The sequence below is a fragment of the Achromobacter sp. FW305-C-28 genome, from assembly GCF_058783235.1.
Genome location: NZ_JBYSYL010000001.1, coordinates 812,510 through 825,817 on the forward strand (window position 1 = coordinate 812,510; position 13,308 = coordinate 825,817).

Annotated in this window: 11 protein-coding genes; 7 read left to right on the plus strand and 4 right to left on the minus strand. The window is 68.0% G+C overall.

Going from position 1 to position 13,308, the window contains the following annotated elements; genetic code table 11:
• Positions 1-597: 597 nt before the first annotated feature.
• Positions 598-2,259, minus strand: a complete 1,662-nt coding sequence (locus AC3WMR_RS03725) for a Na/Pi cotransporter family protein (RefSeq protein ID WP_025140240.1) — start codon at positions 2,257-2,259, stop codon at positions 598-600.
• 175 nt (positions 2,260-2,434) lie between these two features.
• Here AC3WMR_RS03725 and AC3WMR_RS03730 point away from each other — a divergent pair, with 175 nt between their 5' ends.
• Positions 2,435-3,826: an L-serine ammonia-lyase gene (locus AC3WMR_RS03730; protein WP_025140241.1), complete on the plus strand. Its 1,392-nt coding sequence runs from the start codon at positions 2,435-2,437 to the stop codon at positions 3,824-3,826.
• Between the two features lie 154 nt (positions 3,827-3,980).
• Here the strand turns inward: AC3WMR_RS03730 and htpX are convergent, their stop codons facing one another.
• Positions 3,981-4,862 (minus strand): protease HtpX, encoded by an 882-nt coding sequence (htpX, locus tag AC3WMR_RS03735; RefSeq protein ID WP_025140242.1) that lies wholly within the window; start codon positions 4,860-4,862, stop codon positions 3,981-3,983.
• Positions 4,863-5,014: 152 nt separating this feature from the next.
• On the opposite strand from htpX, the gene AC3WMR_RS03740 reads away from it, so the two are divergent.
• Both AC3WMR_RS03740 and AC3WMR_RS03745 read left to right on the plus strand, forming a co-directional pair.
• Complete coding sequence (locus AC3WMR_RS03740; RefSeq protein WP_025140243.1) at positions 5,015-5,869, plus strand: DMT family transporter; 855 nt, start codon at positions 5,015-5,017, stop codon at positions 5,867-5,869.
• Positions 5,870-5,905: 36 nt separating this feature from the next.
• Complete coding sequence (locus AC3WMR_RS03745; RefSeq protein WP_492262705.1) at positions 5,906-6,757, plus strand: sulfurtransferase; 852 nt, start codon at positions 5,906-5,908, stop codon at positions 6,755-6,757.
• A 12-nt stretch (positions 6,758-6,769) separates the two neighbouring features.
• On the opposite strand, the gene AC3WMR_RS03750 is transcribed toward AC3WMR_RS03745, so the two are convergent.
• The gene (locus AC3WMR_RS03750) at positions 6,770-7,339 is read right to left on the minus strand and encodes a phosphonate degradation HD-domain oxygenase (RefSeq protein ID WP_492262706.1); all 570 of its coding nucleotides are present in this window, start codon (positions 7,337-7,339) and stop codon (positions 6,770-6,772) included.
• A gap of 50 nt (positions 7,340-7,389) precedes the next feature.
• Positions 7,390-8,253 (minus strand): LysR family transcriptional regulator, encoded by an 864-nt coding sequence (locus AC3WMR_RS03755; protein ID WP_492262707.1) that lies wholly within the window; start codon positions 8,251-8,253, stop codon positions 7,390-7,392.
• A 149-nt stretch (positions 8,254-8,402) separates the two neighbouring features.
• Between AC3WMR_RS03755 and AC3WMR_RS03760 the strand changes: the two genes are divergently transcribed.
• The 4 genes from AC3WMR_RS03760 to AC3WMR_RS03775 all read left to right on the plus strand — a co-directional run bounded on the left by AC3WMR_RS03760 (position 8,403) and on the right by AC3WMR_RS03775 (position 13,297).
• Positions 8,403-9,533, plus strand: a complete 1,131-nt coding sequence (locus AC3WMR_RS03760) for a putative 2-aminoethylphosphonate ABC transporter ATP-binding protein (protein WP_492262708.1) — start codon at positions 8,403-8,405, stop codon at positions 9,531-9,533.
• Positions 9,511-11,316 carry a putative 2-aminoethylphosphonate ABC transporter permease subunit gene (locus AC3WMR_RS03765; RefSeq protein ID WP_492262709.1) on the plus strand — a complete coding sequence of 602 codons (1,806 nt, stop codon included), beginning with the start codon at positions 9,511-9,513 and terminating at the stop codon, positions 11,314-11,316. Before AC3WMR_RS03760 ends, AC3WMR_RS03765 begins: the two co-directional genes overlap by 23 nt.
• 26 nt (positions 11,317-11,342) lie before the next feature.
• The gene (gene phnX / locus AC3WMR_RS03770; protein WP_492262710.1) at positions 11,343-12,164 is read left to right on the plus strand and encodes a phosphonoacetaldehyde hydrolase; all 822 of its coding nucleotides are present in this window, start codon (positions 11,343-11,345) and stop codon (positions 12,162-12,164) included.
• Positions 12,165-12,274: 110 nt separating this feature from the next.
• Positions 12,275-13,297, plus strand: coding sequence for a putative 2-aminoethylphosphonate ABC transporter substrate-binding protein (locus tag AC3WMR_RS03775; RefSeq protein ID WP_492262711.1), 1,023 nt, complete (start codon positions 12,275-12,277; stop codon positions 13,295-13,297).
• Positions 13,298-13,308: the final 11 nt, after the last annotated feature.

Consider the following 13,308-nt stretch of genomic DNA (forward strand, 5'->3'; position numbering starts at 1 on the left):
GCGCTTGTGCGGCGTCGCTGCGCTTGCCTGGGGCTACTGGCTTGCAGGCCGTTGTGCCTGACGGGGTGAGTGGGTCTTACCGACAGTGCGCAGCGACAACGCCCCGCAAAGATAGCCGCCCGGCCGCCCGGCCGCCCGAAGGCCGGGCAGCCCCCTCGGGGGGCAGCAAGCACGCGAAGCGTGTGCAGCGTGGGGGCCCACATTCCATAGCCGCCCGGCCGCCCGGCCGCCCGAAGGCCGGGCAGCCCCCTCGGGGGGCAGCAAGCGCTGTCGTGCGCGCGGTGGGGGAATTAGAGACAACGCCCCGCAAAGATAGCCGCCCGGCCGCCCGGCCGCCCGAAGGCCGGGCAGCCCCCTCGGGGGGCAGCAAGCACGCGAAGCGTGTGCAGCGTGGGGGCCCACATTCCATAGCCGCCCGGCCGCCCGGCCGCCCGAAGGCCGGGCAGCCCCCTCGGGGGGCAGCAAGCGCTGTCGTGCGCGCGGTGGGGGAATTAGAGACAACGCCCCGCAAAGATAGCCGCCCGGCCGCCCGGCCGCCCGAAGGCCGGGCAGCCCCCTCGGGGGGCAGCAAGCGCGAAGCGCGCAGCGTGGGGGCCCTCAATTCCCCGCTTCGCGCAGGCGGCTGGGGAGGAGTTCGCCGTGGCGGGCGAGCAGGGGGTAGGCGGCGGCGCCGACCAGGTGGGAGTTGATGCCCTTCATGTCGCGCAGGATGTCCAGGTAGAGGGCGCCGACTTCGGCGGCGTCTACCTGGCCGGCCTTGATCTTTTGCAGGTGGGTGTCGGCGGCCTGGGTTTCGATGGTGCGGAAGCGCGCTTTTTCGCCGGCCAGGGCGCGGGCCTGGCGCAGGTCGTCGTTGACGAAGAGGGCGGCGGCCTGGCGTTGGTTGGCGATCAGTTCGCCCAGCGTGTCGTCCAGGCTGGCGCGTTGTTCGGGCGAGAAGGTCCAGCCTTGCTTGCGCAGCTTGGCGATGTGGCTGAGCAGGCCGTGGTGGGCGATGTCGCCGGCGTGGCCAATGTTGCTGGTGAAGGCCAGGATGTCGTCCATGCGCTGCAGGTCGTCGCGCGTCATGTTTTCCTGGTCCAGGGTGGCCAGGTAAGTGGTGATGGCGTTTTCGAGCTTGTCGAGCGCGGCGTCGAGCTGGCGCGCCTGGACCATGCGGTGGCGGTTGTCGCGCTTGAAGCCGGCGCGGGCGTACAGCAGCAGGGTCTGCAGCATGTCGGCCATGCGCAGGGCCTCGCGGGCGGCGTTGCCCAGGGCGACGGCGGGCACGTCGTGGGCCCATTCGTCCAGGTATTGGGGGCGGGACGGGTCGTTGGGGTCGGTGCGCTTGGGCAGCCAGCGGGTGAGCAGCGCGGCGTAGGGGGCCAACAGCGGCAGGAACACCACGGCAATGACGGCGTTGAAAAGGGTGTGGAAGTTGGCCACGGCGCGGGCCGGGTCGCTGGACAGGTCGCTCATCAGCGGTTGCAGCCAGGGCAGCAGCACCAGGCCGGCCAGGACGCCCAGCACGCGGGTCAGCAGGTTGCCCAGGGGCAGGCGGCGGGCGGCGGGATCGTCGCCGGTGACGCCTTCGATCATGGGGTTGATGGCGGTGCCCAGGTTGGCGCCCAGCACCAGGGCAAAGGCGACGTGGGGGGCGACCATGTGGTGGCTGGCCAGCGACATGACCAGCACCACCACGGCGACGCTGGAGTGGGCCGCCCAGGTGAAGGCGGCCGACAGCAGCACGGCGGCGACGGGTTGGGTGGCCAGGGCGTCCAGGATCATGCCCAGCATGGGGGCGGTCTGGAAGGGTTCGAACAGTTCGACCAACTGGTGCAGCGACAGCAGCAAGAGGCCCAGGCCGATGAAGACGCGGCCCAGGTCGCGGGTGCGGCCCGGGGGATAGCGGCGGAACATCCAGACGCCGGCCAGGATCAGGATGGGGGCCAGCGAGGTCAGGTCGAATGACAGCAGCTGGACGATCAGCGTGGTGCCGACGTTGGCGCCCAGCATGGCGGCCAGCGCGGGGACCAGGCCGACCACGCCGCCGGCGGCGAAGCCGGTGATCATCAGGCCGGTGGCGGTGCTGCTCTGGAGGGCGGCGGTGATGCCCAGGCCGGCGGCGAAGGCCCGCAGGCGGGTGCCCAGGGCGCGGCCCAGTGCGGCGCCGAGGGCGGCGCCAAAGGCGCGCTGCACGCCTGTCTGGACCATGTGCACGCCCCAAAGCAGCAGGGCGACGTAGCCGGCGAAGTCAAGCAGGGTAATAAGTCCGGACATCCTGGAGTCGTTCCATTCTTTTTATGACAAGAAATAATTCTGTAATGATCGCATGCCGGGGCGGGCGGGGAAACCCGTCCCTGCAATACAGCATACGCCTCGCAGGGCTTTGCTGCGCGCGGCCGGGGCTTGCGCGTATCATTGCCGGATCATTCGTGGATGCATGGGAGTTCTGGTGGCCGTTTCCGTATTCGATCTGTTCAAAATAGGCATTGGCCCGTCCAGTTCCCATACGGTCGGCCCGATGCGGGCGGCCTTGTTGTTCGCGCAGGGCCTGGAGCGCGACGGCCTGTTGCCGCAGGTGGCCAACGTGCGCGCCGAGCTTTACGGCTCGCTGGGCGCCACCGGCAAGGGCCACGGCACCGACAAGGGCGTGCTGCTGGGCCTGATGGGCGAGGCCCCTGACACGGTCGACCCGGCGGCCATCGCCGGCATGATCGCGTCGGTGCGCGCCAGCCGCCAGTTGCCGTTGCTGGGCCACTACCCGGTGCCGTTCGTGGAAAAGGAACACATGATGTTCTACCGCCGCGAAGCCATGGCCGAGCATCCCAACGGCATGAAATTCCATGCCTTCGACGCCAAGGGCGAATCGCTGCGCGAGGCCCGCTACCTGTCGGTGGGGGGCGGCTTCGTGGTGACGGCGGGGGCGTCCAACAGCCAGGTCATCGCGGCGCACGACCAGCTGCCGTACCCGTTCCGCACGGGCCGCGAATTGCTGACCATGTGCCGCGAAAGCGGCCTGTCCGTGGCGCAGCTGATGATGCAGAACGAACTCACCTGGCGCGACGCCGGCGAGATCGCGGGCGGCCTGGACCGCATCTGGCAGGTCATGCAGGACTGTGTCTCGCGCGGCTGTGGCATCAATTACCCCGAGGCGGACGGCGAATTGCCCGGGCCGCTGCGGGTGCGCCGCCGCGCCCCCGAGCTGTACCGCAACCTGACCCAGCGGGCTGAACGCACGCTGTCCGACCCGCTGTCGGTGATGGACTGGGTCAATCTGTACGCCATGGCGGTCAACGAGGAAAACGCGGCCGGCGGCCGGGTGGTCACGGCGCCCACCAACGGCGCGGCGGGCATCATTCCGGCGGTGCTGCACTATTACGATCGCTTCGTCCCCGGTTCCAACCGCGAAGGCGTGCGTGATTTTCTGCTGACCGCGGCGGCCGTTGGCCTGCTGTACAAGTACAACGCCTCGCTGTCGGGCGCCGAGGTCGGCTGCCAGGGCGAAGTCGGCGTGGCGTGTTCGATGGCGGCGGGTGGCCTGGCAGCCGCCCTGGGCGGCTCGGTCGAGCAGGTCGAGAACGCGGCCGAGATCGGCATGGAACACAACCTGGGCCTGACCTGCGACCCGGTCGGCGGCCTGGTGCAGATTCCCTGTATCGAGCGCAACGCCATGGCGTCCATCAAGGCGGTCAACGCGGCCCGCATGGCGCTGCGCGGCGACGGCCAGCACTATGTGTCGCTGGATTCGGTCATCAAGACCATGCGCGAAACCGGCGCCGACATGAAGACCAAGTACAAGGAAACGGCGCGCGGCGGCCTGGCGGTGAACATCGTCGAGTGCTGAGGCGCAGCGCAGCCAAAGAAAAAGCCCCTTGATCGATCTGAAGTGACCCCAAGAAGTTGGACACCGATCCAACCTTTGGGGTGCAGTTCAGAGCGATCAAGAGGCTTTTTTTCTGCCAGGCAGTGGGCGCCACGGGGGCACCGTGGCGCAGGGATCAGATGACGCGGGCGTTCTGCAGGGCGGCGATGCGGGCCGGGATGGGCGGGTGCGAGGCGAACATGGCCGCCAGGCCGCCCTTGCCGGTGATGCCGGAGGCTTCGAACGACTTGGGCAGCTCGCCCGGTTCCAGGCCGCCCAGGCGGGCCAGGGCGCGCATCATGGGTTCGCGGGCGCCCATCAGGTGGGCCGAGCCGGCGTCGGCGCGGTATTCGCGCTGGCGCGAGAACCAGGCCACGATGATCGAGGCCAGGATGCCGAAAATGATCTCACAGACCAGCACCGTGACGTAGTAGCCCGGGCCGATGCCGCGTTCGTTCTTGAACACGACGCGGTCGATGAAGTAGCCGACGACGCGGGCCAGGAACACGACGAAGGTGTTCACCACGCCCTGGATCAGGGTCAGGGTGACCATGTCGCCGTTGGCGATGTGGGCCACTTCGTGGGCCAGCACGGCGGCGACTTCTTCTTCGCTCATGCTTTCGAGCAGGCCGGTGGACACGGCGACCAGCGAATCGTTCTTGAAGGCGCCGGTGGCGAACGCGTTGGGTGCGCCGTCGTAGATGGCGACTTCGGGGCGGCCGATGCCGGCGCGGTCGGCCAGTTGGTGAACGGTATCGAGCAGCCAGGCTTCGCGCTGGCTGCGCGGCGCGTTCGGATCCAGCACCTGGGCGCCGGTGCTCCATTTGGCCATGGGCTTGCTGATCAGGAGCGAGATGATCGCGCCGGTGAAGCCGACCACCACCGAGAAGATCAGGAGGGCGTTGAGATTCAGGCCATTGGCCGTGATGTAGCGGTCTACGCCCAGGATGCGTAGCGTGGCCGACAGCACGAGCATGACGGCCAGGTTGGTGATGACGAACAGGACAATGCGTTTCATGTTTTTTTGTTCCTCTGCGAGCGGGAAATACCCCGGCTTTGACTGTGCGGCGCCGCGCCAGTTCCCCGACTGGCGGCGCTGCGTCCGGTGACGGAGAGTATAGTATCGCTTTCCCTTATTCCTCCTCACTTTCACCTGAGCGCAATCCCCCCATGCAGGCACTTTGGATGTTGCTGGCGTCCGCCATGTTCGCCGTCATGGGCTCGTTCGTGAAACTGGGCACCGAGCACGGCGCGTCGCTGCCGCAGGTGGTGTTGTTCCGCGGCTTGCCGTCGGTCATTTTGCTGCTGCTCTGGGCCCGCGCCGGCCGCCAATCCATCATTCCGACCAGCTGGAAGCTGCACATCTGGCGCAACCTGTCCGGCGTCACCTCGATGTGGCTGGGCTTTTTCGCCATTGCCCACCTGCCGCTGGCCACCGCCACCAGCCTGAACTACACGGCGCCGCTGTTCATCGCCTGTTGGATGCTCGGGTGGGGCGGGGCGCAGCGCGATCCGGTGCGCATCGCCGCCGTGGCGCTGGGGTTCCTGGGCGTGATCGCCGTGCTGCGTCCCAGCATCAACGAAGACCAGTGGCTGGCCGCCCTGCTGGGCCTGGGCGCCGGCGCCATGTCCGCCATCGCCATGATGCAGATCCGCCAACTGGGCCGCATCGGCGAACCCGAATGGCGCACCGTCCTATTCTTCTCGGTGGCCGTCTGCGTCTCCAGCTTCGCCGGCCTGGGCTTCGAGGGCTGGGGCCACGCCGACTGGACGGGCTATGCGTCCCTCATGGGGGTGGGCGTGGCGGGCCTGTTCGGCCAGCTGGCCATGACCCGCGCGTTCGGCATGGGGTCGGCGCTGCTGACCGCTGCCCTGCAATACAGCACGATTATCTTCGCGGCCCTGATCGGCATGGGTTTCTGGGGCGACACCCTGGATGGCCTGGCGTGGGCCGGCATGGGCCTGATCATTTCGGCGGGCCTGCTGTCGGTCTGGCGCACCATGCGCGACCCCAAGCCGGCCTGACGCCGCGAATCCGATGAAGCGAAAGGAGCCTGCCTGATGACGACGACCCTGATTTCCGCAGTCGACCTGGCCGCGCGCCTTGGCGCCGCGGACGTGCGCGTGTTCGACGTGCGCCACGACCTTACCAATCACGCCGCAGGCCGCGAGGCCTATGCCGCTGGCCACATTCCCGGGGCGCGCTACCTCGATCACGAAACCGAACTGGCGGCGACGCGCACCGGCAAGAACGGCCGCCATCCGCTGCCTGACCGCGCCGAATTCGGCGCCCTGATGGCCGCGCACGGCGTCACGCCCCAGACCCTGGTAGTGGCCTACGACGCCAGCGGCGGCATGTACGCCGCCCACTTGTGGTGGATGCTGCGCTGGCTGGGCCACCACCCGGTCGCGGTGCTGGACGGCGGCTGGCAGGCCTGGGTGGCCGCGGGCCTGCCTACCGCCACCGAACCCGCGCCCCCCGTGCAGCCGGGCGCACCGGTGGTTCCTGGTGCGCCGCTGGTGGGTAGCGTGGACGCGAAAGCCGTGCTGGACAACATTGCCCAGCCCGCCTTCACGGTGATCGATGCGCGCGCGGCCAACCGCTACCGCGGCGAGGTCGAACCCATGGACCCGGTGGCCGGCCACATTCCTGGCGCCTTGAATCGGCCGAACGGCCAGAACCTGCAAGCCGACGGCCGTTTCAAGGACGCGGCCGTGCTGCGCGAGGAATTCACGGCATTGCTGGACGGTCGCGATCCCAAGACCATCGTGCACCAGTGCGGCTCGGGCATCACCGCCTGCCACAACCTGCTGTCGATGGAAATCGCCGGCCTGTCCGGATCGCGCCTGTACCCGGGGTCGTGGAGCGAATGGTGCAGCGATCCGTCCCGGCCGGTGGCCAAGGGCGACTAGGCCCTTCGCGTCCTACCAGACCGCCGCCAGCTTGACCCTGCTGGAGACGCTTTCGGCGATCTCCAGGAAGTGGTCCAGCGGCGGGGTGGCCAGGCCCGGCACTTTCGCCATGTCGTCCCAGCGCCTCAGCCGGATCGCATCCGGCGCGCCCGGCATGCTGGCGAAATCCACCGCCTGGCCCGCATCGAAGCTGCCCCCCTGTAGCGCCAGGCTGCGCTTCGAATCCTGCGACAGCGACGCTTCATACTGCGGCTCCACGTAGCAGAGGTAGCGCTTGGCCTCCACGTGCAGCCGGATCGGGTCGAGCACGGCCGAACTGAACAGCCCGCGCAGGAACGGCAGCACGAAATACTGGTGCTTGTCGTCGACGCCGCGCAGGGTGGGGGTGCCGGGGTGATCGGCGATCAGGTGGCCCAGGTCATGCAACAGGCAGGCCGTGATCAGCGGCGCGTTGGCGCCGTTGCGCTCGGCCAGGGCCGCGGTCTGCAGCGCGTGCCGCAGATGGCTGACGGATTCGCCATGATAGGAACGGTGCCCGCGTTCCAGGAAAAGCTGCTCGATGTCCTGCAAGGTCAAGGCCATGTTTGTCTCCTAGTGGCCGCAAGGGGAAGAGGCGGGCAGTGATCCGTGGATCAGCCGGCTGCCGGCGCCATCTCCAGAAAGCGCGCGATAAGCTGCACCGGTTGGCGCTCGCGCAGGCAGTACAGGTATTCATGCATCACGATGTCCGCGCCCTGGATGTCCAGCGCGACCAGATCGGGATGGGACGGAATTTCACGCGACGGGATCAGGCTGATGCCCAGCTCGCACAAGATCGCCTGGCGGATCGATTCGCGGCTGCCGATCTCCAGCGTTCGCTTGACGCTGACGCCGGCGGCTTGCAGGGCGTCTTCCGTCAATTGGCGGGTCATCGAACCGGGCTCGCGCAGCAGCAACGCGTGGTCGGCCAGGTCCGCCAGCGCCACCTGGCCGCGTCGGGCCAGCGGGTGGTCGCGGTGGGTGACCACGCGGATCGGGTCCGCCGCAATCAGGCGGCGATACAGGTGCTTGTCATCCATCAGAAATGACGACGTGGCAATCTCGATGCGATAGTCATGCAGCGCCTGCAGCATGCTGTGCGAATTGCCGATGGTGACCGTCAGGTCGATGCCGGGGTAGCGCTGGTTGTAGCGCCGCACGGTATCCATGATGTAGAAGGGGCCGGTGGCGCCGACCCGCAGATTGCCTTCGCGCAGGTCGCTGGCGTCGCGCAGCCGGAAATCGATCTCGGTTTCCTGCTGCACCAGCTTTTCCACCATGGGCATCAGGCTGTGGCCGGCGTCCGACAGGCGCATGCCGCGGCCCTGGCGGTGGAACAGTTCGACGCCATAGCGCGATTCCAACTGGCGCAGTTGCCCCGTCACCGTGGGTTGGCTCACGCCCAGCTGGGCGGCGGCCTTGGTGACGGTGCCGCAGCGAGCCACGGCATAGAAGGATTTCAGTTCGGCGACGAGCACGGTGTTCTGGGGCCTGGTAATGGACGCAATGCGCAAGACCGCCAGTACACCAAAATAATTTGATGTTTTTATTACTGCATTTGCGCGAAGTGTCATAAACACTCAATACGCCGCTTCCATACTGCCTTCGTTCCCAGACCGGAGGCACCATGCCCCTACAGCCCCAACGCGATACAGACACGATTCCGACGGGCGCTTCGCCCCAGAGCGGAGCGCAGCGCGGGGGCTTTCTGTCGGTCAGCAACCTGGTCAAGCGGTTTGGCGCCCACACGGCGCTGTCCGATGTGTCCCTGGATATCCGGGCGGGCGAGCTGGTGTGCCTGCTGGGGCCGTCCGGCTGCGGCAAGACCACCTTGCTGCGCGCCATCGCAGGACTGGAACGCCAGGACAGCGGCAAGATTCTGTTGTCCGGCCGCGATATTTCCCACGCCGAACCGCAAGCGCGCGACTACGGCATCCTGTTCCAGTCGTACGCGCTGTTTCCCAACCTGACCGTGGCCCAGAACGTGGCCTACGGCCTGAGCGGCAAGCGCGCCCACCGCAAGCACGTGGCCGACCGGGTCGAGGAAATGCTGACGCTGGTCGGCCTGGCCGGTGCGTCCAATAAGTATCCGGGGCAGATCTCCGGCGGCCAGCAGCAGCGCGTGGCGCTGGCCCGCGCGCTGGCACCGTCGCCGTCGCTGTTGCTGCTGGACGAACCGATGTCGGCGCTGGACGCCCGGGTGCGCGAGCACCTGCGCATCGAATTGCGCGCCCTGCAAAAGCGCCTGTCGATCACCACGCTGATGGTGACGCACGACCAGGAAGAGGCCATGGTGATGGCCGATCGCATCGCGGTCATGAATGGCGGCGTCATCGAGCAGTTCGGCACGCCGCGCGAACTGTATCGACAGCCGGGCTCGGCCTTCATCGCCGATTTCGTCGGTGAGGCCAACTGGCTGCCGTTCGAACGCATCGATGCGCACCGCGCCCGGGTCGGCCGCCAGGAACTGGCGGTGGACGAGGCGCTGGAGCGCAACGTCGGCAAGCTGTTCGTGCGCCCCGAAGCCGTGCGCGTGAGCGTGGCGCGCCCCGAAGAACCCAACACCATGCTGGCCGACGTGCTGGACGGCGTGTTCCTGGGCCGCGGCTACCGCCTGGCGCTGCGCCTGGAAGGCGTGCCGGGCGCCACGGTGCATTCGATCGTATCCCCCGAAACCGGAGACGCCTTGCTGGGCCCTCACGCTGCCAGCCGTTGCTGGGTGGAGCTGCCGCGCCATGCGATTCGCGCCTACGCTTGATTCCACCGTGCCCGCCAGCGTCCCCGCCGTGTCCGTGCCCGCCGCCGCCCCCGCTGTACCCGTCGCTGTGGCCGCCGCCTCGCCGCTGGGCCGCCGGCCCCTGCCGGGCTGGATCGGCCGCTTGGGCCTGACGCTGGGGCAGGCCGGCCTGGCGCTGTTCCTGCTGCTGTTCCTGGCCTTGCCGCTGGCGGCCATCCTGCTCAAGTCCGTCACCGACGGCAATGGCGATTGGGCCGGCCTGTCGGTGGTGCTGGGCATCATCGGCGCCGATGGCTTCCTTGCCATGGTCGGGCGCAGCCTGACCGTGGGTGTGGTCACCATGATGCTGGTGGTGCCGTGCGCCTACGCCTTTGCCTATGCGCTGACCCGCAGCCGCATTCCCGGCAAGGGCCTCTTGCGCACCATCGCGTTGCTGCCGCTGCTGGCGCCGTCGCTGCTGCCCGGCATTGCGCTGGTGTACCTGCTGGGCAACCAGGGCCTGCTCAAGGGACTGTTCGGCGGGGCCACCATCTATGGCTTCTGGGGCATCGTGGCGGGCGAAGTCTTCTACACCTTTCCGCACGCCCTGATGATCCTGTTGACCGGCCTGACGCTGGCCGACGGCCGCTTGTACGACGCGGCGCGCGCCATGGGCGCGGGCTCGCTGCGCACCTTCATGACGGTGACGCTGCCCGGCACGCGCTATGCCGTGTTCTCGGCCTGCTGCGTGGTGTTCACGCTGACCGTCACCGACTTCGGCGTGCCCAAGGTGGTGGGTGGCGACTACAACGTGCTGGCGATGGAAGCCTACAAGGCCGTGGTCGGCCAGTTGAACTTCCCCAAGGGCGCCGCCATCGGCATCCTGCTGCTGTTGCCCGCGGTGCTGACCTTCGTGCTGGACCGCCGCCTGCGTGCCCGTCAGGGCGCCCAGATGAGCGGGCGCGCCCAGCCCTACGCGGCCGGCGTCAACCGTCGGCGCGATGCGGCCTTCCTGCTGCTGGCCGGCGTGATGGCGAGCTTCCTGCTGCTGATCATCGGCGTGGCCGTGTGGGCCTCGTTCGTGAAGATGTGGCCCTACAACCTGTCGATGTCGTTGCGTTCGTACGACTTCGACAACATGGACGGCGGCGGCTGGCTGGCCTGGCGCAACAGCCTGGAGCTGGCGTTCTGCACGGCCGTGCTGGGCACCGTGGTGGTGTTCCTGGGCGCCTGGATGATGGAAAAGGTGCCGGCTCGCGGCGCGGTGGCGCGCGGCCTGCGCGGCGCGGTCGGCATGCTGGCGCTGATGCCGATGGCCGTGCCGGGCCTGGTGCTGGGCCTGGGCTATATCTTCTTCTTCAACAGCCCCGCCAATCCACTGAACCTGCTGTACGGCACCATGCCGCTGCTGGTGCTGTGCACCGTGGTGCACTTCTATACCAGCGCCCACCTCACGGCTGCCACCGCCCTGAACGCGCTGGACCCGGAATTCGAAGCCGCGTCCGCCTCGTTGAAAGTGCCGCGCCTGACCACGTTCGTCCGCGTGACGCTGCCGATGTGCCTGCCCGCCGCGCTGGATGTGGCGCGCTACCTGTTCGTGTCCGCCATGACGACCGTGTCGGCCGTGGTCTTCCTGTACAGCCCGAACACGGTGCTGGCCGCCGTCGCGGTGCTGAACATGGACGACGCCGGCTTCATCGGCCCGGCCGCCGCCATGTGCACCGTGATCATGGCCAGTTCGGCGGTCGCGGCGCTGGCGCTGCACCTGGCCAGCCGCGCCCTGGTGGCGCGCAGCCAGGCCTGGCGCCGTCCCGCCGCCCTTTGATTGAATATTTCTGAAGGAAGACCCTCATGACTGTTTCGCCTTTGCCCGTCCGCCTGGAAGCGGTGATTTTCGACTGGGCCGGCACGCTGGTGGACTTCGGTTCCTTCGCGCCCACCAAAGTGTTCGTCGATGCCTTCGCGCAGTTCAGCATGGACGTGACGCTGGAGCAGGCCCGGGGCCCGATGGGCGTGGGCAAGTGGGATCACATCCGCGCCCTGTGCGACGAGCCCGCCATTGCCCAGCAGTATCAGGCCCAGTTTGGCCGCCTGCCGACCGATGACGACGTGACCGCCATCTACGAACGCTTCCTGCCGATGCAACTGGACAAGGTGGCGCAGTATTCGGCCGCCATCCCTGGCGCGGCCGAGCTGCTGCGCGCGCTGCGCCAGCGCGGCCTGAAGATCGGTTCGTGCTCGGGCTACCCCGCCAGCGTGATGCGCCGCGTGGTGGAGCGCGCCGCGGGCGAAGGCCTGGAACCCGATTGCATCGTGGCCAGCGACGACGTGCCGCGCGCCCGCCCGGCGCCCGCCATGGCGCTCAAGAACGTGGTGGAACTGGCCCTGTCCGACGTGGCTGGCTGCATCAAGGTCGACGACACCGCCCCCGGCATCGAAGAGGGCCGCCGCGCCGGCATGTGGACCGTCGGCCTGCTGCTGTCCGGCAATGCCGCCGGCCTGACGCTGGATGAATACCTGAGCCTGGATGACGCCGGCCGCCAGCAGGCGCGCGAGCGCGCCAGCCAGGAACTGGCGCCTGCCGCCCCCCATTACCTGATCGACACCGTGGCGGACCTGCCCGGCGTCGTCGCCGATATCGAGACCCGCCTGGCGGCGGGGCAGCGTCCCTGAGGCCGCCGCCGAACCACCATTGAACCTTTTTCGCACCGCACCGCGGCTGGCATCGGCCCGCCGTGGCGACCCGACTCACCCTTTTTTCCGCTCACCCACGGAGTTTCCTCATGAATCGCTTCAAGCTGCTTGCACTGGCCGCCGCCCTGATGGGCACGATGGGCGCCGCGTCCGCCGAAACCTCGCTGACCGTCTACACGGCGCTGGAAGCGGACCAGATCAAGGTCTACCAGGCCGCCTTCGAGAAGGCCAATCCCGACATCAAGATCCAGTGGGTCCGTGATTCCACCGGCATCATCACCGCCAAGCTGCTGGCCGAGAAGAACAACCCCAAGGCCGACGTGATCTGGGGCCTGGCCGGCACCTCGCTGGGCCTGATGGACAAGGAAGGCATGCTGCAGCCCTACGCCCCCAAGGGCCTGGACCAGATCGCCGCCAACATGCGCGATGCCAAGGCCGAGCCCACCTGGGTCGGCATGGACGGCTTTGCCGCCGCCATCTGCTTCAACACCGTCGAAGCCGAAAAGCAGAAGCTGCCCAAGCCCACCTCGTGGCAAGACCTGACCAAGCCGGTCTACGCCGGCAAGATCGTCATGCCGAACCCGGCCTCGTCGGGCACGGGCTTCCTGGACGTCAGCGCCTGGCTGCAGATCTTCGGGGAAGAGAAGGGCTGGGCCTACATGGACGCCCTGCACAAGAACATCGGTTCGTACACGCACTCGGGTTCGAAGCCTTGCAACATGGCTGCCGCCGGCGAGTTCCCGATCGGCGTGTCGTTCGATTACCGTGCCGCCAAGCTGAAGGCCGACGGCGCTCCGGTCGAAGCCGTGTTCCCGTCGGAAGGCCTGGGCTGGGAAGTCGAAGCCACCGCCATCGTCAAGGGCACCAAGAACCTGGAAGCCGCGCGCAAGCTGGCTGACTTCTCGGCCAGCCGCGAAGCCAACGAGCTGTACAAGGCCAACTTCGCCGTGCTCGCGATTCCCTCGATCGCCACGTCCAACCCCAACCTGCCGGCCGACCTGACCAAGCGCATGATCAAGAACGACTTCGTCTGGGCCGCCACCAACCGCGAACGCATCATCGCCGAGTGGACCCGCCGCTACGACGGCAAGTCCGAGCCCAAGAAGAAGTAAGCCTTCGGGCC

What these genes read in the sequence shown, in the direction of transcription:
- AC3WMR_RS03750 (WP_492262706.1), bottom strand. Translation starts at nt 7,339, where the DNA reads ATGGCCTTGACCTTGCAGGACATCGAGCAGCTTTTCCTGGAACGCGGG.
- AC3WMR_RS03775 (WP_492262711.1), top strand. Translation starts at nt 12,275, where the DNA reads ATGAATCGCTTCAAGCTGCTTGCACTGGCCGCCGCCCTGATGGGCACG.
- AC3WMR_RS03725 (WP_025140240.1), bottom strand. Translation starts at nt 2,259, where the DNA reads ATGTCCGGACTTATTACCCTGCTTGACTTCGCCGGCTACGTCGCCCTG.
- phnX (WP_492262710.1), top strand. Translation starts at nt 11,343, where the DNA reads ATGACTGTTTCGCCTTTGCCCGTCCGCCTGGAAGCGGTGATTTTCGAC.
- AC3WMR_RS03740 (WP_025140243.1), top strand. Translation starts at nt 5,015, where the DNA reads ATGCAGGCACTTTGGATGTTGCTGGCGTCCGCCATGTTCGCCGTCATG.
- AC3WMR_RS03760 (WP_492262708.1), top strand. Translation starts at nt 8,403, where the DNA reads ATGCCCCTACAGCCCCAACGCGATACAGACACGATTCCGACGGGCGCT.
- AC3WMR_RS03745 (WP_492262705.1), top strand. Translation starts at nt 5,906, where the DNA reads ATGACGACGACCCTGATTTCCGCAGTCGACCTGGCCGCGCGCCTTGGC.
- AC3WMR_RS03765 (WP_492262709.1), top strand. Translation starts at nt 9,511, where the DNA reads ATGCGATTCGCGCCTACGCTTGATTCCACCGTGCCCGCCAGCGTCCCC.
- htpX (WP_025140242.1), bottom strand. Translation starts at nt 4,862, where the DNA reads ATGAAACGCATTGTCCTGTTCGTCATCACCAACCTGGCCGTCATGCTC.